The 23,848-nt window shown below is 67.1% G+C and carries 18 protein-coding genes; 7 read left to right on the top strand and 11 right to left on the bottom strand.

The window, feature by feature from the left end:
• Nucleotides 1-32: 32 nt before the first annotated feature.
• Nucleotides 33-1,349, bottom strand: coding sequence for an MFS transporter (locus tag NQV17_RS05050; protein ID WP_257769499.1), 1,317 nt, complete (start codon nucleotides 1,347-1,349; stop codon nucleotides 33-35).
• A gap of 293 nt (nucleotides 1,350-1,642) precedes the next feature.
• On the opposite strand from NQV17_RS05050, the gene NQV17_RS05045 reads away from it, so the two are divergent.
• The 3 genes from NQV17_RS05045 to NQV17_RS05035 all read left to right on the top strand — a co-directional run bounded on the left by NQV17_RS05045 (nucleotide 1,643) and on the right by NQV17_RS05035 (nucleotide 4,294).
• On the top strand, nucleotides 1,643-2,560 hold the full coding sequence (locus NQV17_RS05045) for a LysR family transcriptional regulator (protein WP_257769497.1): 918 nt from the start codon (nucleotides 1,643-1,645) through the stop codon (nucleotides 2,558-2,560).
• Nucleotides 2,561-2,961: 401 nt separating this feature from the next.
• Complete coding sequence (locus NQV17_RS05040) at nucleotides 2,962-3,495, top strand: VOC family protein (protein ID WP_044846702.1); 534 nt, start codon at nucleotides 2,962-2,964, stop codon at nucleotides 3,493-3,495.
• A 43-nt stretch (nucleotides 3,496-3,538) separates the two neighbouring features.
• On the top strand, nucleotides 3,539-4,294 hold the full coding sequence (locus NQV17_RS05035; RefSeq protein ID WP_257769495.1) for a glucose 1-dehydrogenase: 756 nt from the start codon (nucleotides 3,539-3,541) through the stop codon (nucleotides 4,292-4,294).
• Nucleotides 4,295-4,489: 195 nt separating this feature from the next.
• On the opposite strand, the gene NQV17_RS05030 is transcribed toward NQV17_RS05035, so the two are convergent.
• The 4 genes from NQV17_RS05030 to NQV17_RS05015 all read right to left on the bottom strand — a co-directional run bounded on the left by NQV17_RS05030 (nucleotide 4,490) and on the right by NQV17_RS05015 (nucleotide 12,401).
• Nucleotides 4,490-6,007: a cytosine permease gene (locus tag NQV17_RS05030; protein WP_257769493.1), complete on the bottom strand. Its 1,518-nt coding sequence runs from the start codon at nucleotides 6,005-6,007 to the stop codon at nucleotides 4,490-4,492.
• A 487-nt stretch (nucleotides 6,008-6,494) separates the two neighbouring features.
• Nucleotides 6,495-7,991, bottom strand: a complete 1,497-nt coding sequence (locus NQV17_RS05025) for an efflux transporter outer membrane subunit (protein ID WP_257769491.1) — start codon at nucleotides 7,989-7,991, stop codon at nucleotides 6,495-6,497.
• Nucleotides 7,988-11,161 (bottom strand): efflux RND transporter permease subunit, encoded by a 3,174-nt coding sequence (locus tag NQV17_RS05020; protein ID WP_257769489.1) that lies wholly within the window; start codon nucleotides 11,159-11,161, stop codon nucleotides 7,988-7,990. The genes NQV17_RS05025 and NQV17_RS05020 overlap by 4 nt, the downstream gene beginning before the upstream one ends.
• Before the next feature lie 13 nt (nucleotides 11,162-11,174).
• Entirely contained in the window at nucleotides 11,175-12,401 is a 1,227-nt protein-coding gene (locus tag NQV17_RS05015) for an efflux RND transporter periplasmic adaptor subunit (protein WP_257769487.1), read from the bottom strand.
• Between the two features lie 79 nt (nucleotides 12,402-12,480).
• Here NQV17_RS05015 and soxR point away from each other — a divergent pair, with 79 nt between their 5' ends.
• A complete protein-coding gene (gene soxR / locus NQV17_RS05010; RefSeq protein WP_257769485.1) occupies nucleotides 12,481-12,957 on the top strand; it encodes a redox-sensitive transcriptional activator SoxR in 477 nt (158 codons plus the stop codon).
• A gap of 209 nt (nucleotides 12,958-13,166) precedes the next feature.
• Here the strand turns inward: soxR and NQV17_RS05005 are convergent, their stop codons facing one another.
• On the bottom strand, nucleotides 13,167-13,820 hold the full coding sequence (locus NQV17_RS05005; protein ID WP_257769472.1) for a TetR/AcrR family transcriptional regulator: 654 nt from the start codon (nucleotides 13,818-13,820) through the stop codon (nucleotides 13,167-13,169).
• A gap of 147 nt (nucleotides 13,821-13,967) precedes the next feature.
• Between NQV17_RS05005 and NQV17_RS05000 the strand changes: the two genes are divergently transcribed.
• Both NQV17_RS05000 and NQV17_RS04995 read left to right on the top strand, forming a co-directional pair.
• Nucleotides 13,968-15,260 carry an NAD(P)/FAD-dependent oxidoreductase gene (locus NQV17_RS05000; protein WP_257769470.1) on the top strand — a complete coding sequence of 431 codons (1,293 nt, stop codon included), beginning with the start codon at nucleotides 13,968-13,970 and terminating at the stop codon, nucleotides 15,258-15,260.
• 44 nt (nucleotides 15,261-15,304) lie between these two features.
• Nucleotides 15,305-15,694, top strand: coding sequence for a DUF3331 domain-containing protein (locus tag NQV17_RS04995; protein ID WP_257769468.1), 390 nt, complete (start codon nucleotides 15,305-15,307; stop codon nucleotides 15,692-15,694).
• On the opposite strand, the gene NQV17_RS04990 is transcribed toward NQV17_RS04995, so the two are convergent.
• Both NQV17_RS04990 and ggt read right to left on the bottom strand, forming a co-directional pair.
• A complete protein-coding gene (locus NQV17_RS04990) occupies nucleotides 15,691-17,019 on the bottom strand; it encodes a dicarboxylate/amino acid:cation symporter (RefSeq protein ID WP_044846692.1) in 1,329 nt (442 codons plus the stop codon). The genes NQV17_RS04995 and NQV17_RS04990 overlap by 4 nt on opposite strands.
• Nucleotides 17,020-17,247: 228 nt before the next feature.
• Nucleotides 17,248-18,999, bottom strand: a complete 1,752-nt coding sequence (gene ggt, locus NQV17_RS04985) for a gamma-glutamyltransferase (protein ID WP_257769465.1) — start codon at nucleotides 18,997-18,999, stop codon at nucleotides 17,248-17,250.
• A 368-nt stretch (nucleotides 19,000-19,367) separates the two neighbouring features.
• On the opposite strand from ggt, the gene NQV17_RS04980 reads away from it, so the two are divergent.
• Nucleotides 19,368-20,246 (top strand): MurR/RpiR family transcriptional regulator, encoded by an 879-nt coding sequence (locus NQV17_RS04980; protein WP_257769463.1) that lies wholly within the window; start codon nucleotides 19,368-19,370, stop codon nucleotides 20,244-20,246.
• A gap of 27 nt (nucleotides 20,247-20,273) precedes the next feature.
• On the opposite strand, the gene NQV17_RS04975 is transcribed toward NQV17_RS04980, so the two are convergent.
• The 3 genes from NQV17_RS04975 to NQV17_RS04965 all read right to left on the bottom strand — a co-directional run bounded on the left by NQV17_RS04975 (nucleotide 20,274) and on the right by NQV17_RS04965 (nucleotide 23,720).
• The gene (locus NQV17_RS04975; RefSeq protein ID WP_044846689.1) at nucleotides 20,274-21,620 is read right to left on the bottom strand and encodes an AAA-associated domain-containing protein; all 1,347 of its coding nucleotides are present in this window, start codon (nucleotides 21,618-21,620) and stop codon (nucleotides 20,274-20,276) included.
• Nucleotides 21,621-21,631: 11 nt separating this feature from the next.
• Entirely contained in the window at nucleotides 21,632-23,386 is a 1,755-nt protein-coding gene (locus NQV17_RS04970; protein WP_257769460.1) for an ABC transporter permease subunit, read from the bottom strand.
• Between the two features lie 79 nt (nucleotides 23,387-23,465).
• Nucleotides 23,466-23,720, bottom strand: a complete 255-nt coding sequence (locus tag NQV17_RS04965) for a phosphate transporter (protein ID WP_257769458.1) — start codon at nucleotides 23,718-23,720, stop codon at nucleotides 23,466-23,468.
• Between the last annotated feature and the right edge of the window lie 128 nt (nucleotides 23,721-23,848).

Here is a 23,848-nt window from a genome sequence, read left to right as displayed (position 1 = left end):
GCCGATGGCTGATCGCCCCGAACGGCGAACGGCTATTTGGCGCTCAGCGGCTCGCCCGAGAACTGCCGGCGCGCGAGCACGCACGGCGCGCCGTCGTGCATGAACACGCTTGCGGCCAGCCCGAACGACGCGGCGAACAGCACGTACCACGCGGGCGCGACGGGCGACCCGCTCGCACGCGTCAGCCAGGTGACGATGAACGGCGCGAAACCGCCGAACACCATCACGGCAACGTTGTACGCGAGCGCGACGCCGGTCGATCTCGATCGCGTCGCGAACTGCTCGGCGAGCGTGGTCGGCGCGGGACCGTAGCAGATGCCGATGATCGTGCAGATCACGAGCTGCATCACGAGCAGGCGCCCGATGCCAGGCGCGGCGGCCAGCCACGAGAACAGCGGATACGTGAGCGTCAGCAGCGACAGCGTGCCGGCGATCAGCACGGGCCGCCGGCCGATGCGGTCGGACACGATCGCCGCGACCGGAATCGTCACCGTCAGCAGCGCGACCGCCACCATCTGCACCTTGAAGACCTGGTCGAGCGGCAGCCCGAAGGTCTTGTGCACGAACGTCGGCATGTTGACGAGCATCACGTAGAACACCGCCGTGCCGGTGATCGTCTGCCCCATCGACACCAGCACGCCGCGCAGGTTGTCGCGCAGCACGCGCGACACGCTCGCCGGCGGCTCGACCGTCGACTTGCTCGCATCAAGGAACGCTTCGGTCTCCTCCATGTGACGGCGGATCCACAAGCCAACCGGCCCGATCAGCAGCCCGAGCGCGAACGGCACGCGCCAGCCCCAGCTGTGCAGCGCCGCATCCGACAGCGCCTGCGTGGCCCACGCGCCCATCGCCGCGCCCGAGAACACGGCGAGGCACTGGCCGATCAGTTGCCACGAGCCGTACAGGCCGCGCCGGTGCGCGGGAGCGCTTTCGACCAGGAACGCGGTGGCGCTCGCGTATTCGCCGCCGGTCGCGAAGCCCTGCAGCAGCCGCGCGACGACGATCAGGATCGGCGCCGCCGGGCCGATCGTCGCGTACGACGGCGCGAACGTGATCAGCGCGATCGACAGCGTCATCAGGAAGATGATGAGCTGCATCGCGGCCTTGCGGCCCTTGCGGTCCGCATAGAGCCCGAGCAGGATGCCGCCCACGGGACGCATGAAGAAGCCGACGCCGAACGTCGCGAGCGACATCAGCAGCGACGCATACTGGCTTTCGGCGGGAAAGAACAGCCGCGCGATGATGCCGGAAAAGAAACCGTAGACGATGAAGTCGTACCACTCGAGGGTATTGCCGACGACGGCGGCAATGACTTGCCGATGCCGCGTGTTCCGACGTAGGTCGCGCATGCTTGTCTCCTGCAGTCTCGTGGGGCCGTGTCGGCCGCCGCCCGGGCGGGCGATCGCGAACCGCTGCGCGCGACGGGACACGCAAGATCGTCCCGCGCCCGAGCGCAACCGGCATGAACCGATCATAGGGACGCCGAAAACCCGCATCAATTAACGGGAGCGGTCGATACTTAGCCGCAGATTAAACGTCGTCATCGCGTACCGCCGCGATGCGGATATTCCGGACATTCGCGCATTGTTGCTGCCGGCGTTCTGCGGCAGAATCGTCGATCGCCCTTCCCGCTGCCCCGACCATGCGCAATCGCATCAACGAAGAGATCACCTTCCGCAAGCTCGAGGTGCTTCTCGCCTTCATGGAAGCCGGCAGCCTCGCGAAAGCCGCCGAGGCGCTCAACGTCAGCACGGTCAGCGTGCATCGTGCGCTGCACACGCTCGAGGAAGGGATGCATTGCGCGCTGTTTCGCCACGAAGGACGGAACCTGATTCCGACCGACGCCGCGCAGGTGCTCGCGGAGGTCGCGGGCGACGTGCTAAAGACGATGACGGACGGAATCCGCTCGACGCGCGAAGCGGCCGGCTACGGCGCCGGGCAATTGAAGATCGGCTCGCTCTATTCGCTGACGATCCGTACGGTGCCCGAGGTCGTGATCGCGCTGAAGGAGCGTCGGCCCGAGTTGCAGGCCGAGCTCGTGCTCGGCTCGAACGCCGACCTGCTTGACAAGCTGCGGCAAGGCGCGATTGATGCGACGCTGATGGCGCTGCCCGAACCGGACGCCGAAATCGAGTCGATCGCGCTGTTCGAGGACGAGATGTTTTTTGCGGCGCCGGTCGATTCGCCGTATGCGCGATGCGAGGCGATCGATCTCGCCGCGTGCGGCGACGCGCCGTTCGTGTCGCTCGGCGAAGGTTTCGCGACGCAAGACGGTTTCACGAAAGCGTTCCGGGCCGCGGGCGTCACGGCGAACGTCGTGATGCGCGTGGGCGACATCTTTTCGCTGATCAACCTCGTGTCGGGCGGTGTCGGCCATTCGCTGCTGCCGGGCCGCGTGCGCGACCTGTTCTCGCACAAGATCGCACTGGTGCCGCTCGCCGGACCGACGATCCGCCAGACGATCGGCCTGAGCTTCCTGCATCGGCGCGAACGCGATCCGAACCTGCTTGCGCTCGCAACGGTGTGCCGACTGACGGTCAAGAGGCCGAACGCGGGGTAATGCGCGAATCCGGTTTACGCGCTTCGTCAGCTTCGGCTCCTCCCCGCTTTCCTGCTTTCCTGCTTTCCTGCTTTCCTGCTTTCCTGCTTTTCCGCTTTCCCCGCTTGCCCGCTTGCCACTTGCCACTTGCCGCTTGCCGCTTGCCGCTTGCCCGCTTGCCCGCTTCCTCGCGTTCCTCGCTTCCTCGCTTTCCTCGCCTCTCTCGCCTTCCTCGCTCGTCCCGTCCTGTACGTAAATCCGGCGTCAGCGATGCAGCGGCCAGCGCCGTCCGGTTAGCGCGCAGCTAGTCCGTTTGGACGGCACGCCGCGCCGCCTTTGTTGCCATCATGACCGTCATTCATCGCGCGCCGATTGCCGCACGAAACGGCGCCGCGTCCGCTCGCGCCCGCCACGGAGACACCATGAACGACCCTATCCTCGGCCCCATCGACCAGATCGGCTATGTGGTCGCCGATCTCGACCGCAGCATCGCGCGCTGGCGCGCCCGCCACGATGTCGGCCCATGGACCGTGTTCCGCAACGTGCGGCTCGACGGCCGCTGCCTCGGCGAAGCGACAACGGTCACGATGGATGTCGGGCTCGCGTATCGCGCCGATCTGCAGATCGAACTGATCCACGTGACGAACGACGCGCCGTCGCCGTACCGCGATGCGCACGGACAACTGCTCACGGGCCTGCATCACGTCGCATGGGTGGTCGACGATCTCGATGCCGCCGTCGCGCAACTTACGGCGCGCGGGCTGCGCGTGGTGTTCGACGCGCACAACCCGGCCACGCGCGTCGCCTATCTCGACGACGCCGACGATCCCGGCGTGCGCGTCGAAGTGATCGAAGGTGCAGGCATGCGCGCGATGATCGCGCACGGCATCGCGGAAGCGCGTACCTGGGACGGCGCCGATCCGGTTCGCATCATCGACGCGTCAGCTGCCGCCTGAGCGGGCCCGCGCGCGTCCCCCTACACTCACAGGAGCACACACGATGAAACGACTCGAAGGCAAGGTAGCGCTGATCACGGGCGGCGCCCGCGGCCAGGGCGAGGCGGAGGCACGCCGGTTCGTCGCCGAAGGCGCACGCGTGGTGATCGCCGACGTGCTGGACGACGCGGGCCGGCGCGTCGCGGCCGAACTCGGCGACGCCGCGCGCTATCAGCATCTCGACGTGACGGACGAAGACGACTGGCACACCGCCGTCAATGCGACGCTCGCGCATTTCGAGCGGCTCGACATTCTCGTGAACAACGCGGCGATCCTGAAGCTCGTGCCGATCGAGTCGTGTTCGCTCGACGACTATCGCAAGGTGATCGACGTGAACCAGGTCGGCTGCTGGCTCGGCATGAAATCGGCATTGGCCGCGCTGAAGGATGCGGGCGGCGGCTCGATCGTCAACGTGTCGTCGACGGCCGGGATGGAAGGCGTGGCCGGCGGCAGCGCGTATGTATCGAGCAAGTTCGCGGTGCGCGGGATGACGAAGGCCGCCGCGCTCGAGTTCGGCCGCTACGGGATCCGCGTGAACTCGGTCCACCCGGGCGGCATCGACACCGTGATGGCGCGGCCGCCGGAATACGTGGATTTCGACCCGTCGTCGATCTACAGCGGCCTGCCGATCGCACGCATCGGCAAACCCGACGAAGTGGCGAGCCTCGTGCTGTTCCTCGCGTCCGACGAATCCGCGTATTGCACGGGTTCCGAATTCATCGTCGACGGCGGGATGCTCGCGGGCAGCACGTTCCACTGATCCGCGTTCCGGTCGACATACGCCCGCCTGCATGGCGGGCGTTTTCGCTCCCAGCGAGCGACGTGGTCGACCAAGACCGACAACTCATACGCATTCCGAATCAATCGTCCGGAAACGACAATGCCGCCGGCGGTTCTTCCGCACGGCGGCACTGTCGTTTCCGAAGCCGATTCGAAGTCAGATGCAACGCGGCGCTCAATACCCCTTCGGCTGGATCGCCGGTGCACCGACGCCGCGCGCCGCCTGCCTGCCACCGCGCACGAGGAAACGTCCGCGCGCGCCGTACACGCCTTCCGCTTCCGGATACACCGTCAGCAGCACGTAATACAGCAGCCCGCCGACCACCAGCGACATCGGCACGCTGAGATCGAGCCCACCCGCGAGGTTGCCGAGCGGCCCGACGAACTGGCCCGGCAGGTTCACGAACGACAGTCCGATGAAGGCCGCCGGCAGCCACGCGCCCATCGCGCGCAGGTTCCAGCCGTGCGTGAACCAGTAGTGGCCGCCGCGCAGCCCGCGGTTGAACACCTGCAGGTCGTCCGCGAGATAGAAACCGCGGCGCGTCACGTAGCCGATCACCATGATCGCCATCCACGGGCAGCTGAACGTGTCGATCAGCGTCGAGAACGTCGCGACGCTTTCGACGAGGTTGAACCAGAAGCGGCCGACGAAGATGAACGCGATCGCGATCGTGCCGATCAGCAGCGTCGCGCGCACACGGTTCAGGAAGCGCGGGAACATGCTCGACACGTCGAGGCCCGTGCCGTACAGCGCGGTCGTTCCGGTCGACATCCCGCCGATGATCGCGATCAGGCACATCGGCAGCAGGAACCAGCGCGGCGACACGGCGAGCAGCCCGCCGACGTAGTCGTTCGACGCGATGAACGCGGGCGCCTTCGACGCGATGATGGTCGCGGTCGCGAGCCCGAAGAAGAACGGCACGAAGGTCGCGATCTGCGCGGCGAACACGGCGGCCATCACGCGCCGCTTCGGCGTCTGCTGCGGAATGTAGCGCGCCCAGTCGCCGAGCGTCGACGCGAACGATACCGGATTGCTCAATGCAACCAGCACGGCGCCGACGAACGCGGCCCAGAAGCCTGCGCCGCCCTGGTTCAGCGTGCCCGCGTAGTTCAGGTCGAACATCCCCGCGAACGCGAACAGGCCGGCGACGAACAGCAGGCTCGCCGCCCACACGGCGATCTTGTTGACCCACAGCATGAAGCGAAAGCCGTAGATGCAGACGATCAGCACGAGCACCGCGAACACCATGTACGCGGCGCCGAGCGTGAAGCCGTTGACCGGCACGCCGACCATGTCGTGCGCGCCGCCGACGAGCGCATCGCCCGAGCTCCACACCGCGAGCGAGAAGAACGCGATCGACGTGAGCAGCGCGAGGAACGACCCGACGATTCGGCCATGAATACCGAAATGCGCGCCGGACGACACGGGGTCGCTCGTGCCGTTGCGCGGGCCGAACAGGCTCATCGGCGCGAGGATGCAGGTGCCGGCGAGCACGCCCAGCACGATCGCGCACATGCCGGCCTTGAACGACAGCCCGACCAGCACGGGAAAGCTGCCGAGCACCGACGTGGAAAACGTGTTGCAGCCGCCGAACAGCAACCGGAACAGATCGATCGGGCGCGCATAGCGCGATACGTCGGGAATGCGCTCGAAACCGAACGATTCGACTTGGGTAATCCTGCCTTCAGTCATTTGTCTCCAGCTCCTCTGGTGCGTCGGTACGGCCCGCGACTGCGGCCATACGACACATCGTCATCGATTTGCGGCCACTCTAAACCGGATCGGGCAGCGCGAATATCACGCATTCGAGACGTTTACGACGAGGCAGAACAATGTTTCGCGACGGGGAATCGGCCGGTTGCCGCGCCGCGCGGGCGGCGCGGGCGATGCAAGACAGGAGCGACGGCGAAGCGCGGAGCCGCCGCCAGCGGACAGCCGACCGCCGGGCCGGCGATCCGCCTTGTTGAACGGCCGACTGGCATCGACGCGAAACCGCCGTACCGAGCGCCATGCCGATCCGCCCGAGCGGCACCGCATCCACAGCCGTCAATCCATGCGACGCGCTCGCGGGCCGGGCCGGGCCGGGCCGGCTACAAGGTTCGAGCACCGGACCGGCGATGCGGAATCGGCCGCACGGCGCACGGACGCACCGCCCCAGCCCGCCGCGCGCCCCGGCGTACTATTGCGCCGATCCCGCGAGCGGCCCCGGTGCAGTCTGCGCCGTTCCCGACGGCCAGCCGCCCGCGAGCGCCTTGTACAGCGCGACCGTCGATGCCGCGCTGCGCATCCGCCCGTCGGCCGCCGCGTCCTGCGCCTGCAGCAACGTCCGTTGCGCGTCGAGCACTTCGTAGTAGTCGATCGCACCGGCCGAGAAGCGCGTCTGTGCAAGCTGTGCCGCGCGAGCGCTGTCGTCCGCCGCGCGCACGAGGTGCGCGGTCTCCTCCCGCGTGCGAGCGACACGCAGCAGCGCGTTCTCCGTTTCCTCCAGCGCGCCGAGCACGGTCTGCCGGTACTGCGCGAGCTGGCCGGCCGCGTCCGCGTCGCTCGCCGCGATCCGCGCGCGCACGCGGCCGACATCGAGGAACGACCAGTCGATGCCGAGCGCGATCAGGTTCGTATCGCTGCCCGCACGGAAGAATCCGTAGCTGCTCGTCGCGCTGCCGAGCAGCCCCGACAGCGTGAAGCGCGGAAACAGGTCGGCTGTCGCGACGCCGACCCGCGCGGTCGCCGCGTGCAGCCGTGCTTCGGCGGCAGCGACATCGGGGCGGCGGCGCAGCAGGTCGCCCGGCGTGCCGGGATCGATGTCGGCTGCAAGCGCCGGCAGCGGTACCGGCGCGCCTTTCGATGCGCCTGCGTTCGTGATGTCGAACCGGCCGATCAGCGCATCCGGCGTCTGCCCGGTCAACACCGCGAGCCGATGCTCGTCGACGCCGATCGCCGCTTCGTACACGGCGATCCGCGACGTCGTCGATTCGTACTGCGCGCGCGCCCGCGCCGCATCGAGTTCGGAGCCGCGTCCCGCGCCGACGCGCGCATTGATCAGCGCGAGCGTCTGCTTCTGGTTGTCGGCGTTCTCGCGTGCGATCCGCAGCCGCTCCTGCGAGCCGCGCAGATCCACGTACGTGCTCGCGACCTCGCCCGCGATCGCGACGCGCACCGCGCGCACGTCGGCCGCACTCGCAGCCGTTTCCGCCCGCTGCGACTCGATCGAGCGGCGCACGCGGCCGAACAGGTCGAGTTCCCACGCCGCATTGATCCCGACATTGGAGATCGGCGTATCGCGCTGGCTGCGCGGCGCGCCGAACGCCTGGTCCTTGCTCATCAACTGATGGCCGATCCGGCCGCTCGCGGTAATCGTCGGAAAGCGGTCGAACGCGGCCTGCGACAGCAGCGCGTTCGATGCGTCGTAGCGCGATACGGCGACCTGCAGGTCCTGGTTCGCGGCGAGCGCCGCATCGATCAGCTGCGTGAGCGCCGGATCGCCGAAGCCGCGCCAGAACGCGGCATCGGCAGCGGCCGACGCAACGGGCGGCGACGCATCGGGCGTGGTCGCATGCGCGTCGCGCGCGAAGCGCGCGGCGCTCGCCGTATCGGGCCGCTTGAAATCGGGGCCGACCGCGCACGCGGCGAGCGTCACCGACAGCGCGAGCGCGGAAAGACGGAATGCGGCGCTCATCGGTTTTCTCCTTCGAGCGTGCCGTGCTGTTCGCTCCACACGGCCGGCGTGCCGCGCGCGAGCTTGCGGATCGCCACGTAGAACACGGGCGTGAGGAACAGCCCGAACAACGTGACGCCGAGCATCCCCGCGAACACCGTGACGCCGGTAGCCGCCCGCACTTCGCTGCCCGCGCCGCCGCCGATCAGGAGCGGCACCGAGCCCGCGATGAACGCGACCGACGTCATCACGATCGGGCGCAGCCGCAGCCTGCATGCCTCGAGCGCCGCTGCGATCGCGCCCTTGCCCTGGATTTCGAGTTCACGCGCGAACTCGACGATCAGGATCGCGTTCTTGCACGCGAGCCCCATCAGCACGACGAGACCGACCTGCACGAACACGTTGTTGTCGCCGCCGGACAGCCACACGCCGAACAGCGCCGCGCACATGCACACCGGCACGATCAGGATCACCGCAAGCGGCAGCGTCCAGCTCTCGTACAGCGACGCGAGCACCAGGAACACGAGCATCACCGCGAGCGGGAACACGACGATCGCCGCGTTGCTCTGCGTGACCTGCTGGTAACTGAGATCGGTCCATTCGAGCGTGATGCCCGATGGCAGCACGTCCTTCGCGATCTGCTGCAGCTTCGCGATCGCCTGCGACGAGGACATCGCCTTCGGATCGGCGTCGCCGATCAGGTCCGCGGCCGGATAGCCGTTGTAGCGGACGACCGGGTCCGGCCCATACGCGGGCGCGACCGTCACCATCGAGCCGATCGGCACCATCTCGCCTTTCGCGTTGCGCGTGCGCAGGTTCGCGATGTCCGCGGCCGTCTGCCGGTGACCGGCATCGGCCTGCGCCATCACGCGGTACACGCGGCCGAACGCGTTGAAGTCGTTCACGTACATCGAGCCGAGATAGACCTGCAGCGTGTTGAACAGGTCGGTGAGCGCGACGCCTTGCGCCTTCGCCTTCAGCCGGTCGACCTTCACTTTCAGCTGCGGGATGTTCGCCTGGTACGAGCTGACGGGGTAACTCATCCCCGGCGTTTTCGCGACCGCGGCCTGGAACGCCGTCAGCGCCTTCTGCAATTCACCGTAGCCAAGCCCGCCGCGATCCTCGAGGTAAAGCGAGTAGCCCGAACCGTTGCCGAGGCCCTGGATCGGCGGCGGCATCAGCGCATAGGTGATGCCGCCGCCGATCGCCGCGAAGCGTGCGTTCAGGTCCGCGTTGATCTGCGCGGCGCTGCGGTGACGCTGGTCGAACGGCTTCAGGATCACGTACGAGTTCGTGATGTTCGGCGTGTTCACGCCCTGCAGCGCGTTCAGCCCGGCGAACGCCGGGACCATCTCGACGCCGTCGGTGCCGAGCGCGATCTTCGTCATCTGCTCGGTGACCGCGCTGGTGCGGGCGAGCGACGCGCCCTCCGGCAGCTTCGCGCCGGCGAACAGGTACAGCTTGTCCTGCACGGGGATGAAGCCGCCCGGCACCGCGTTGAATAGCAGCGCGGTCGCGGCGAGCAAGGCCGCACAGACCGCGAACACCGCGCCGCGCCGCTTCAGCGTGCGCGCGACCACGCCGTGATAGCGATCGGAGCTGCGCTCGAAGAAGCGGTTGAACGGATGAAACAGCCAGCCGAATGCACGGTCGAGCACGCGGGTCAACGCATCCTTCGGCGCGCCGTGCGGACGCAGCAGTTTCGCGGCGAGCGCGGGCGACAGCGTCAGCGAGTTCACCGCGGAGATCACCGTCGAGATCGCGATCGTCACCGCGAACTGCCTGTAGAACTGGCCCGTCACACCCGACATGAACGCCATCGGCACGAACACCGCGCACAGCACGAGCGCGATCGCGACGATCGGCCCCGACACCTCGCGCATCGCCTGGTGCGCGGCGTCGCGCGGGCTCAAACCCTGTGCGATGTTGCGCTCGACGTTCTCGACCACCACGATCGCATCGTCGACGACGATCCCGATCGCGAGCACGAGCCCGAACAGCGTCAGCGTGTTGATCGAATAGCCGAGCAGGTAGAGCCACGCGAACGTGCCGACCACCGACACGGGCACCGCGACGAGCGGAATGATCGACGCGCGCCAGGTCTGCAGGAACAGGATCACGACGAGCACGACCAGCACGACGGCCTCGATCAGCGTGTGCTGCACCGCGCGGATCGATTCGCGCACGAACACGGTCGGGTCCCACACCGGACGATAGGCGACGCCCGGCGGGAAACGTTTCGACAGTTCGTCGAGCTTCGCATACACCGCCTTCGCGACGTCGAGCGCGTTCGCGCCAGGCGACAGGAAAATGCCGACCACGGACGAATGCTTGTCGTTGAAGTACGAGCGCAGCGTATAGTCGCCCGCGCCGAGCTCGATGCGCGCGACGTCGGACAGCTTCACGACCTGGCCGTCGTCGCCGTTGCGCAGCACGATGTCGCCGAATTCCTGCGCGGTGCGCAGCCGGCCCCGCACGTTGATCGACACGAGGAAGTCGTTTTTCTTCGGCGTCGGCTCCGCGCCGAGCTGGCCGGCCGACACCTGCACGTTCTGCTCGCGCACCGCGGCGATCACGTCGCTCGCGGTCAGCCCGCGCGACGCCAGCCGGTTCGGGTCGAGCCAGAGCCGCATCGCGTAGTCGCCCGAGCCGTACACGCCGACGTCGCCGATGCCGGTCAGGCGCGACAGCTCGTCCTTCACGTGCAGCGTCAGGTAGTTGCGCAGGTACAGCGAATCGCGGCTGTTGTCCGGCGAATGGAGGCTCACGTACATCAGCGGCGTCGGCGACTGCTTCTGCGTGGTCACGCCGTACTGGCGCACCTCGTCCGGCAGGCGCGACAACGCCTGGCTCACGCGGTTCTGCACGCGCACGGCGGCCGTATCGGGATCGACGCCCTGCAGGAACGTGACGACGACCTGCAGGCTGCCGTCCGAACCGGCGACCGACTTCATGTACATGATGCCTTCGACGCCGTTGATCGCCTCTTCCAGCGGTTCGGCGACCGATTCGGCGATTTCCTTCGGGTTCGCGCCCGGGTACGTCGCGCGCACGACGACGCTCGGCGGCACGACTTCCGGATATTCGCCGGCCGGCAGCATCGGGATCGAGATCAGGCCGATCGCGAAGATGACGATCGACAGCACGACCGCGAAAATCGGCCGGTCGATGAAGAAGCGGGAGAAATCCATTGCGGGCCTCCCGTTACCGCGCGGCCGGCGCGCCGGCGTCGGCCACGGCCACCGCCACGGCCTGCGTGCCGCTGCCCGGGCCGGTGCCGGTGTCCGCATCCGCGCGTGCAGGCAGCACCTTCGGCTTCACCTGCGCACCCGGATAGTAGATCCGCTGCACGCCGTCGACGACCACGCGATCGCCCGGCTCCAGCCCCTTCTCGACGATCCGCTCGCCGTCCAGCGCACGGCCGATCGTGACGTCGCGACGCAGCGCCTTGTCGCCGGCGCCGATCACGTACACGTACTTGCGGTCCTGGTCGGTGAGCACCGCCTTGTCGTCGATGAGCAGCGCATCCTGGTCGCGACCGCTGACGAGCTGGACGCGCGCATAGAGGCCCGGCGTGAACGTGTGGTCCGCGTTCGGCAGCCGCACGCGCGCACGAATCGTGCCGGTTTGCGGATCGAGCCGGTTGTCGAGGAAATCGACGGTGCCCGCGTGCGGGAAACCCGTCTCGTTCGCGAGACCCACGCGCACCGGATCGGCGCCGATCGCGCGATGCTTCGGGTCGGCGCGCCGTGCGTTGTAGCGCAGGTAGCTCTGCTCGTCGCAGTCGAAATACACGTAGACGGGGTCTTGCGACACGACGGTCGTGAGCAGCGTGTCGTCGGCGCGCGCGAGGTTGCCGGCGGTCGCGATCGCGCGGCCGACACGCCCCGCGATCGGCGCACGCACCTCGGTGAAACCGAGATTGAGCTTCGCGTCGGCGACGGCCGCGTCGGCCGCCCGCAGGTCGGCGCGCGCCTGCTCGGCGGTCGCGCGCGCGTTGTCGAGTTCCTCCTGGGAAGTTGCATGCGCATCGATCAGTGTCCGCACGCGCTTGAGCTGCACGTCGGCGAGGCTCGCGGCCGCGCGCGCCCGCTGCTGCTGTGCGTTCGCGCGGTCGAGCGCGATCCGGTACGGACGCGGATCGATCTCGAACAGCACCGCGCCCTGCGCGACGAGGTCGCCCTCCTTGTACGCGATGCGCTGCAGATAGCCGCTCACGCGCGGCCGCAGCTCGACCGCGTCGACTGCTTCGACGCGTCCGTTGAATTCGTCCGCGAGGCGGATCGTGCGCGGCGCGACGGTCGTCACGCCGACTTCGGGAAGCGGCTGGGCCGACGTTTCGCCTTTGCCGTCGTGACAGCCCGACAACGCCAGCAGCAATACGCAGGCCGCGCCCAAAGGCGAGGTCCTGCGTAGGGATAAGGAGAGCATGATGCCTCGCGACGGGTTAAACTGCCGCGTAGCATAAAAGTTGAAGTTAACTTCAAGTCAAGCTTTCCCGGAGGGCGTCATGGGTATCGACGAAACCCCGCAATGGCCGCTGATGTCGATTCGCGAAGTGGCCGCGCGCAGCGGCGTGCCGGCATCGACGCTGCGTTTCTACGAGACGCGCGGGCTCATCAAGTCGCACCGCAACGGCTCGAGCCATCGCCACTATTCGCGCACGGTGCTGCGGCTGATCGCGTTCATCGTGTTCGCGCAGAAGATCGGCTATTCGCTCGACGAGATCGCCGAACAGCTCGTGAGCCTGCCGGAAGACACCGCGCCGACCAACAAGGACTGGCAGCGGCTGTCGCGCGGCTGGAAACAGCGCGTCGCGAACCGGATCGAGGAACTGCAGCGGCTCTACATCAATCTCGACGAATGCATCGGTTGCGGCTGCCTGTCGCTGAAGCGCTGCAAGCTGACCAATCCCGAGGACCGCGCGGGACGCAACGGGCCGGGCGCACGGCGCTGGCTCGGTGATACGCCGCCCGATCTCGACTGACGCATGCGCGGCGGCCGGTGCGATGCACGATGCCGCGCCGGCTTCCCGCGTCACCCGACCGGCCCGCCCCGCCGTTCACCGCGATCGCCGTGCCCGTGAGGGCGCCAGTCTGCCTGAATGTTGACGGTTGGAAACAATGACAGTCCGGGCACGACACCGCGCCGGGTCAATCACGCCAGCGCGCAGGCCGACTTCGCGCCGCGCGGCGCTCAGACGCTCAGGATGCCGAGCGCGACGTCGAGCACGGCCTGCCGGAACGCATCCTGCCGCGTGGGCAGCGACGTGAACTCCAGCATCATGTGGCTGTACGACACCGTCGTGCCGACCGCGCTCGCGATCATGAAGAACAGCACGTCCGGGTCGACCGGGCGGATCTCGCCGGCCTCGACCGCGTCGGCCAGCAGCGGAAACATCGCGTCGTGATACGGGCGCACGATCCGCTGCTGCAGGCAGTCGAGCCGCCCGCCCTCCTCGGTCGCTGCCGTCGAGAAGAACATGCCGATGTCCGGCTCCGCGAACTCGTGATCGACGCACAGCTCGATCGCGCGCCGCACGCGCTCGCGATGCGGCAATGACGACGTGCGCAGTGCGCGCAACGCGTCGAACAGCGGCTCGGCCAGGTCGACGATCTGCTCGACGACAGCCAGCCACAACGTCTCCTTCGTGCCGAAATGATGGGCGATCAGCGCCGCGTCGATGCCCAGCTCGCGTGCGACCTCGCGCACGCTCGTCGCGTCGTAGCCGCGCTTCGCGAACGTGCGGCGCGCGGCCCGCAATATCACGTCCGGTCCGACGGACGCCTCCGCCAGCGGCCGCCCGCGCGTACGCCGCTTCGACGGCGCGCGCTCAGTGACTTCAGCCACGTTTTCCTGCTCCCGTTGAATGAATCGAATGCCCGTGTCCGGGCCCCGGTTCGCGTCCGCGGAACCGGGTCGCCTGCCCGGCTCCGTTGACACGCGAAGCCGGGAAGCGCTAGGATCATACCTTATTCATCACGTGATGATTTATTCATGACAACCCCTACTCGCATCGTGATCGTCGGCGGCGGCATCGCCGGATTGCAGCTCGCAACCCGCCTCGGCGAACGTCTCGGCCGTACAGGGCGCGCCCAGGTCACCGTGGTCGACCGCAGCCCGACCCATGTCTGGAAGCCGATGCTGCACACGATCGCGGCCGGTACGCGCGACGTGCAGCAACAGCAGGTGATCTTTCTCGCCCATGCGCGCGATCACGGCTACACGTACCAGCCCGGCGAATTGACGGGGCTCGATCGCGCGCGCCGCCGCGTGCAGCTCGGCGAGATTCGCTCGCAGGACGGCGAACGCGTGATCGACGCGCGCGAACTCGAATACGACGTGCTGATCCTCGCGCTCGGCAGCCAGGCCAACGATTTCGGCGTGCCGGGCGTGCGCGAGCACTGCTACTTCATCGACAGCCAGCGGCAGGCCGAAACCTTCAACGAAGCGCTGCGGATGCGCGTGTTCCGCAGCATCGCGCGCGACGAGCCGTTTCGCGTCGCGATCGTCGGCGCGGGCGCGACAGGCGTGGAGCTGGCGGCGGAACTGAGCCGGCTGCTGGAAGTCGCGCAGGCGTATGGCGACGCGACGGTGCGCGAACGGCTGCGGCTCACGCTGCTCGAGAGCGGCCCGCGCATCCTCGCCGCATTTCCGCCGCGGATTTCCGCGTCGGCGCAGCGACGGCTCGAGCAGATCGGCTTTCACGTGCTGACGTCCACGCGCGTGACGGCGGCCGATGCGAACGGCTTCCACTACGGCGACGGTTCGTTCGCCGAAGCGGATCTGATGGTGTGGGCGGCGGGTGTGAAGGCGCCCGATTTCATGCAGGCACTCGGCGGGCTCGACACGAACCGCGCGAACCAGATCCTGGTCGGGCCCACGCTGCAGGCCACGGCCGACGAGCACGTGTTCGCGATCGGCGATTGCGCGAGCCTGCAGCCCGACGGCCAGGAACGGCCGCTGCCGCCCACCGCGCAGGTGGCGACCCAGCAGGCCGAACATCTCGCGAAGCACCTGCCCGCATGGCTCGACGGCAAGCCGCTGCCGCCGTTCGCGTTCCACGATTTCGGCGCGCTCGTGTCGATCAGCGACTACGACGCGTTCGGCACGCTCGGCCAATTCGGGTTCTTCCGCGGCGGCTTCATCCAGGGGCGTTTCGCGCAATTCAGCCACCTGATGCTGTACCGGCGCCACCAGCAGGCGCTGCACGGATTCTCCAAGGCGACGCTGCTGTGGCTCGCCGAACGGATCAACGGCTGCGTGCAGCCGCGCATCCGCCTGTCGTGACGCCGCGTTTCGCGGCGTCGCCCAACGTTTCGAGGAAAGCAAAGATGAGCAACAGTGCAGTTGCCTGGCTCAGGACCGTCGCCGCGATCGGCAGCTTCGACATGCCGTCCGTTTCCTGGGTCGCCCCGCGACGGCGCAGCATCACGCGTGATCGCCTGCCGTCGTGGGATGCGACGAGCCAGCCGTCGATCAGCGTGCTCGAGCGGCCCACGGCCGACACCGTGATGATTTCGTGGTGCGACGCGTGCACCGGCCACTACGGCTACCAGAAGTGGCGGCTGTTCACGACGCGCAAGCGCGGCGTCTGCGCGCTGTCGGGGCGGCCGATCGCGCGCGGCGACAGCGTCTACGCGCCGCAACTGCTCGGCTCGGCGCCGGGCAACGCCGCCGCGATGGTGCTGGCGGCGTGCATCGACGAGGCGTGTGCCGCTTAAACGGACGTCGCCTGACCGGCACCATAGGCCGGATCGCGGTTCTGCCGTTCCAGTTCCGCGTCGAGATGCGCGGCATGCGCTTGTGCTTCGGACTCCGACATCAGCTCGCCCTCCCACTTCGCGACCACTGCGCTGGCGATCGAATTGCCGACCGCATTGGTGGCCGAGCGCCCCATGTCGAGGAACGTGTCGACGCCGAGAATCAGCAGCAGCCCCGCTTCCGGGATGTCGAACTGATGGAGCGTGGCGGCGATCACGACGAGCGATGCGCGCGGCACGCCGGCCATCCCCTTCGACGTCAGCATCAGGACCAGCAGCATCGTGACCTGCGTGCCGAGCGACAGGTGAATGTTGTACGCCTGCGCGATGAACAGCGACGCGAACGTGCAGTACATCATCGAGCCGTCGAGATTGAACGAATAGCCCATCGGCATCACGAAGCTCGAGATCTTGCGCTTCACGCCGAAGCGGTCGAGCGCGTCGAGGATCTTCGGATACGCGGCTTCGGAGCTCGCCGTCGCGAACGACAGCATGAACGCTTCCTTGATCAGCACCAGCAGCTTGAATACGCGCGGCCCGAGGAACAGCAGGCCGGCGATCACGAGCGTGCTCCACAGCAGGAACAGGCTCACGTAGAAGTCGCCCATGAACACCGCGAACTTCAACAACACCGACAGCCCGTTGACCGCGACGGTCGCGGCCATCGCCGCCAGCACCGCGAGCGGCGCGAGCTTCATCACGTAACCGGTGATCTTCAGCATCACGTGCGCCAGCTGGTCGATCGCGGCGACGAGGATCTTGCCGCGCTCGCCGAGCGCCGACAGCGCGACGCCGAAGAACATCGAGAACACGACGATCTGCAGGATCTCGTTGTTCGCCATCGCCTCGGCGATCGACTTCGGCACCATGTGGCTGACGAAATCCTTCAGCGTGAACTTGGAGGTCGCGAGATGCGCGGATGCGCCGATATCCGGCAGCGGCAGGCCGAGGTTCTCGCCCGGGCGCAGCAGGTTCGCCATCAGCAGCCCGAGCAGCAGCGAGATCAGCGACGCGGTGACGAACCAGCCGAACGCCTTCACGAACACGCGTCCCACCGACGAAGCGTCGCCCATGTGCGCGATGCCGACGACGAGCGTCGAGAACACCAGCGGGCCGATCACCATCTTGATCAACCGCAGGAACACGTCGGACACGAGGGAGATGTAGCCGGCGATCTCGGTCGCCGACTGCTTGTCCGGAAACTGCGTATAGATCATGTAGCCGATGAAGATGCCGGCCGCCATCGCGAGCAGGATCCAGACTGCCGCAGACATTCGTTTGTTCATAACGGAACTCGACGCACGGAGCAGGAATGAAAAAAAATGCGCGCGTCAGTGCCGTGCCACGGCGCGCATTGCGGGTCGGTCGGGCCCGGCATTCCGGGCACCCGCCCCGCCCGATACTGCGGACGTCCGCGAACGGACGCGCTGTCGCTGCCCCGGCGCTCGCGCGATGGCGAACGCCGGGGCAACCGTTCAGCCTGGTGCAATCAGATCAAATCAAATCAGCTCAGGTCAGTAGCCGATTGCCGAACCGGCCGGGCGGCGCGGATCGTTGACGCCGTAGATGTAGCCGACGCGCACGTTGCCCGACACCGACGAATCGTTGCCGGAACTCTGATGGCTCACCGCCTCGGTGCCGGGCAGGCCGACCATGATCAGCTCGGCGGCGCCCCACGGCGTCTGCTCGACCATCTTGTAGCCCATGTTGCGCAGGATCGCGAGCGTGTCGGGCGACAGGCCGCGGGTCTCGTAATAGACCTGGTCCGGCAGCCATTGATGATGGATGCGCGGCGCACCGACCGCATCCTGCGGCGTCATCCCGTAGTCGATCACGTTCAGCACGGTCTGCAGCGTGATCGTGATGATGCGCGAGCCGCCCGGCGAGCCGACCACCATGAACACCTTGCCGTCCTTCTTCACGATCGTCGGCGCCATCGACGACAGCGGGCGCTTGCCCGGCGCGATCGAGTTGCGCGTGCCCTGCACGAGGCCGAACAGGTTCTGCGCGCCGACCTTGACCGTGAAGTCGTCCATCTCGTCGTTCAGGAAGAAGCCCGTGCCCGGCGCGATCACCACGGCGCCGAAGCGGCCGTTGACGGTGTACGTGGTCGACACCGCGTTGCCGTCGCGGTCGATGATCGAGTAGTGGGTCGTCTCCGGCTTCTCGTGCACGCCGACACCGGGCTGCACGTCGATCGATGCCGTCGCCATGTCGCCGCTGATCTGCTTGCGGATCTCGGCCGCATACTGCTTGCTCGTCAGCTTCGCGACCGGATTGTCGATGAAGTTCGGGTCGCCCAGCAGCGTGTTGCGATCCTCGTACGCGTGGCGCATCGCCTCGGTCATGTAGTGGACCACCGACGCCGACTGGTAGCCGAACTTGCGCAGGTCATACCCTTCGAGCACGTTCAGCGTCTCGCACATCGTCACGCCGCCCGAGCTCGGCGGCGGAGCCGACACGAACTCGTAGCCGCGATACGTGCAGGTCAGCGGCGCCATGTCCTGCGCACGATACGACGCGAAATCGGCCGCCGTGATCACCCCGCCGCCGCGCTTCGCCGCGGCTTCGACGATCTTCGGAATCTCGCCGTGATAGAACGCGTCGGGGCCCTGCTCCGCGATGCGCTCGAGCGTGCGTGCCAGGTCCTTCTGCACCAGGCGGTCGCCCGGCTGCAGCGGCGTGCCGTCCGGGCGCAGGAAGATGCGCGCGGCTTCCGGGTCCTTCCTGAAGCGCTCGATCGTCGTGTCGAGAATGTCCGTATCGCCGCGCGTCAGCACGAAGCCGTCGCGCGCGAGCCGGATCGCCGGCGCCATCACCTGCCTGCGCGTCAGCTTGCCGTACTTGCGCTGCGCGAGGTCGAGACCCGCGACCGTGCCCGGCACGCCGACCGCGCGATAGCCGTACAGGCTGTCGTCCGGAATGACGTTGCCGTTCGCATCGAGATACATGTTCGCCGACGCCGCGGCCGGCGCGGTCTCGCGGAAGTTGATGAAGCGGTCGCGGCCGTCGGCCAGGTGCAGGGTCATGAAGCCGCCGCCGCCGATGTTGCCGCAGCACGGATTGGTCACCGCTTGCGCGTAGCCGACCGCCACGGCAGCGTCCACCGCGTTGCCGCCTTCCTTGAGGATGTCGACGCCGATCTGCGACGCGAAGTGCTGCGACGACACGACCATGCCGCTCTTCGCTTCCACCGCGGGTTCCGAAGCGGCGAGCGCGCCTGCGCTGATGGCCGACAACAGGGTGAGTACGACGAGCCGCCTCATGACGGAATCCTCCAGACGAATGACCGGGCCATACCGGGATGCGCAACCGACTCGGAAGGCCGGACGACGCTGCTGATCCGGCATGTAATAAACCATACATTCCGGCGAGGCCGCGATCATAGCATCGGCATTTTCATGTCAAAACCTAGGGTAATTACTGAATTCCCGATGAATTTATGGAAAGGTTCCGATCGATAATGTTTAATACATTACATAATCAGCCGATTGACGACCCGAATGATGCGCCCCTCTAATCTGTGGCCTCACACGGTCCGCGGCGCGGCGATCGGCTAACATGCACGGCGTCGCCGGCAGACGCATGCCTGCCGTTTGTCATTCATTCAGATAAAAACAAGCCGGAGTGCCCGATGGGGACAAGCATCAGGGCGTTGCTGCTATCCCAGATGGATAGCTTCACGCCGTCGGAACAGAAGGTCGCGCACGCGCTTCTGGAGCGCTATCCGAGCCTCGGGCTCGGGCCGATCGCGAGCTTCGCGAAGCAAGCCGAAGTCAGCGACCCGACCGTGTTCCGCTTCGTCGTGCGCATCGGCTTCCCGAACTACTCGTCGTTCCAGCAGGCGCTGCACGACGAGATCGATACCGCGATGAATTCGCCGCTCGCGCGGATGGATGCGTTCCACTCGGAATCGGGGATGCGCGACAGCCATGCGGCGATCTTCCAGCGGCTCTCGCAATCGCTTGCCACCACGATCGAGGGACTCGACGCGGCGGCGTTCGACGAAGCGGTGACGCTGCTGGCCGATCCGGAAATCCGCGTGTTCTGCGGCGGCGGGCGTTATACCGCGCCGCTCGCGTCGCTGTTTTCGTTCACGCTCGCGTATGCGCGCCCGCATGTGCAGTACGTCGAGCCGAACCTGAATCTCTCGTCGGTGTCGCTGACCGACATGGGGCCCGGCGACGTGCTGGTCATTTTCGATTTTCGCCGCTATCAGAAAGACAGCATCCGGTTCGCGCAGGCCGCGCACCAGCTCGGCGTGCGCGTGCTGCTGATCACCGACGAATGGCGCTCGCCGATCAGCGCGTTCGCCGAGATCGTGCTGCGGATCCAGGGGCGCCCGTTCGCGATGCTGCAGACCAATGTGCCAGCGCTGGCGCTCGCCGAAGCGCTGGTGATCGGCGTGACGAACCGGCTTCCTGAGTTGGCGCGGCAGCGGATGGAAAAGATCGAGCGGCTCAGTACGGGCGGCAGCGAGCAGGACGCGAATCAGCGGGATTTGCCCGAATGACGGTCGCGCGTCATTCGGGCGCGGACGTCAGCTCTCCACGTCCTCGAGACTGAACACTTCCGTCTTGTCGTTGTACGAAAAGACTTCGCCGTAACGCCCCCAGTCGATCACCGCATCGAGCGTTTCCTCGGCCGCCTCGTCCGACAGGAAATCCTCCAGCTCCTGCTCGAAACGCACGCGCGGCGCACGATGGCCCGGGCGCTCGTTCAGCACCTTTCGGATCCGCGCGGCGAGCGGCACGTGCTTCAACAGATGATCCGCGAACATCAGCTTGCGCTCCTGCGTGCCGAACTCCGCGAACACGCGCGCGGGCGGCGTCAGGAACACGTCGCCTTCGCGCACGTCGGCGAAGCCGAGGTACTGCAGCACTTCGGCGATCGGAAACAGTTCGTCCACTTCCAGATGCAGCGTGCGCGCGATTTCCGGCATGTCCGCGCGGCCGTGGTACGGCGCCATCGCGAGCGTCTCGATCAGGCCGGCCATCAGGTTGGTCGACACGCGCGGCATCCAGCTGCCGAGCTCGAGCCCCTTCTTCGTCGCCTCGCCGGTCTGACGGGCCGTCATCTTCGCGTAGATGTCGTCGACCAGCTTGCGGAAATCCGGATCCAGCCGGTTGCGCGGATGCTTGAACGGCACCTTGATCTCGGCGATCACGCGGCCCGGGTTCGACGACAGCACGAGAATCCGGTCGCACATGAACACCGCCTCCTCGATGTTGTGCGTGACGATCAGCACCGACTTGATCGGCATGCGGCCTTGCGTCCACAGGTCGAGCAGGTCGGTACGCAGCGTTTCGGCGGTCAGCACGTCGAGTGCCGAGAACGGCTCGTCCATCAGCAGGATCGTCGGATCGACCACGAGCGCGCGCGCGAAGCCCACGCGCTGGCGCATGCCGCCCGACAGTTCGCGCGGATACGCGTTCTCGAAGCCGTCGAGACCGATCAGGTCGATCGCGGCGAGCGCGCGTTCGCGCCGCTCGCGTGCGCCGACGCCGAGCGCCTCAAGCCCGGCCTCCACGTTCTGCAGCACGGTCAGCCACGGAAACAGCGCGAAGGTCTGGAACACCATCGCGACGCCTTCGGCCGGGCCGCGCAGCGGCTTGCCGAGATAGGTCACGTCACCGCCGGTCGGCTCGATCAGCCCGGCGATGATCCGCAGCAGCGTGGACTTGCCCGAACCGGAGCGGCCGAGCAGCCCGACGATCTCGCCTTCGCGCAACGACAGGTTCGCGTCGTCGAGCACGAGCAACTCGCCCTGCGACTTGTTGAAGCCGCGATTCACATGTTCGACGCGCAGGATTTCCTCGCCGAGGCGCGGCGGCTGAAGCGGCTGGGACGTCTGGACAGGAGCGTTGATTACGGTCTGGTTTTGCATCGCGCTTACTCTCAATCGAGACGGAGCCGGGATTCCGCATAGGCGTACATCGGACGCCACAGCAGACGGTTGAACAGGGTGACGAACAGGGACATCACGGCGATGCCCAGGATGATCTTCGGAAAATCGCCGGCGGCGGTCATCTGTGCGATGTACGAGCCGAGGCCATGCGCGACGACCCTGGTGTCGCCCCACTGCACGAACTCCGACACGATGCTCGCGTTCCACGCGCCGCCGGATGCGGTGATCGCACCGGTCACGTAGTAAGGGAAGATGCCGGGCAGCATCGCCTGCCGCCACCACTGCCAGCCGCGAATGCGGAAGTTCTTCGTCGCTTCCTTGTAGTCGTTCGGATAGGACATCGCGCCGGCGATCACGTTGAACAGGATGTACCACTGCGTGCCGAGCACGATCAGCGGCGACAGCCAGATGTCCGCGTTCAGATGGAAGTGGACGATCACGATCACGAACACCGGGAACAGCAGGTTCGCCGGGAACGCGGCGAGGAACTGCGCGAGCGGCTGGATCTTCTCGGCTAGCGCGGGGCGCAGCCCGATCAGCACGCCGAGCGGCACCCAGACCACCGACGCGATCGCGATCAGCACCAGCACGCGCAGCAACGTGAGCAGCCCGAGCACCAGCACATGGCCGACCTCGCCCATCGTCACGCCGGTCGCGACGAAGCTGACGACGCGCCACCCGACGTACACCGTCAGCAGGATCACGAACGCGCCCCACACGATATCGCCGACGCGCGACGAACCGCGCGCCGACGTGCCGCGCGAGCGCTTGCCCGTGAGCGCCGGCACGCGCAACGGAATCCGCGCGGCCTGCGACAGCAGCCAGCCGGCCGGCACGAGCAGCTGGTGGATCAGGTGCGTGCGGCGCAGCATGTCGAGCAGCCAGGACTGCGGCGCATCGCCCGACGCGGTGTTTTCCATCCGGAACTTGTCGGCCCACGCGACGAGCGGGCGGAACAGGAACTGGTCGTACGCGAGGATCACGACCGACATCGCGACGATCACCCAGCCCACCGCGCCGAGGTTCTGGTCGGCGATCGCCTGCGCGAGATACGCGCCGATGCCCGGCAGCGTGATCGTCTGGTTGCCGACGGTGATCGCCTCCGACGCGACGACGAAGAACCAGCCGCCCGACATCGACATCATCATGTTCCAGATCAGCCCCGGCATCGAGAACGGCACTTCGAGCTTCCAGAAGCGCTGCCACGGCGTCAGGTGGAAGCCGCGCGACACTTCGCTCAGGTCGCGCGGCACCGTGCGCAGCGACTGGTAGAAGCTGAACGTCATGTTCCACGCCTGGCTCGTGAAGATCGCGAAGATCGCCGCGAGCTCGGCGCCGAGCACGCGGCCCGGGAACAGTGCGAGGAAGAACGTGACCGTAAACGAGATATAGCCGAGCACCGGCACCGACTGCAGGATGTCGAGGATCGGGATCAGCACCATGCCGGCACGGCGGCTTTTCGCGGCGAGCGTGCCGTATACAAGCGTGAATACCAGCGACGCGACCATCGCGGCGAGCATCCGCAGCGTGGTGCGCAACGCGTATTCGGGCAGGTTCGACGGATCGAGCGAGATCTTCTGCGTCTGCAGCACGGCGATCGGCGCCATCGTCTGATGAAAGCCGACGATCGCCATTGCGAGTATGCCGATGATCAGCGGAAACGCGACCGCATCCCAGCGGTTGGGAAGCACGCGCCACGCGGACGCGTTGGCGGTGCGATTCGGATCGAAGAAACTGATATCCATCGGTAGCGTCTTGGTCGAATTGAAAATCGATGGGATCGGCCGCTGACGCGCGGCCGGATGCGCCGTTAGCCGGCGCGGCTCAGAACGGCTTGTTGCGGGCCCGGCACAGGACCGCCGAACGCGCGATCGACGCAGGCAAGACCAGCACCCGCGCGACGGCGGGCAGCATGATCGGCAGGACCGAACCCTCCTTGACCGGACCGGGATCCGCGCTCAGGTGAACGCCGACGTAGACGATGCCGCAGGCAACGATCGGCAAGAACGGCGCGAGGCTGATGGTGCGCGCGCGATGACGGGCCGCACCGCTGGTTTCCGTTGCCGCGAGATTCGGCATGAGGGGCTCCGGAGAAGTGATTCGGTGTCGCAGGCTATCGGGCGGACATGACGCAAACGTGACGTGTCACTTACAGGACATTGACAGGTCATCCGCCGGTGGTCCGCCATTGCGCCGCAAGCCGCGAG

The organism is Burkholderia sp. SCN-KJ (assembly GCF_024656005.1).
In the GTDB taxonomy this organism is placed as follows: domain Bacteria; phylum Pseudomonadota; class Gammaproteobacteria; order Burkholderiales; family Burkholderiaceae; genus Burkholderia.
This window is presented reverse-complemented; position numbering and strand designations above follow the sequence as displayed.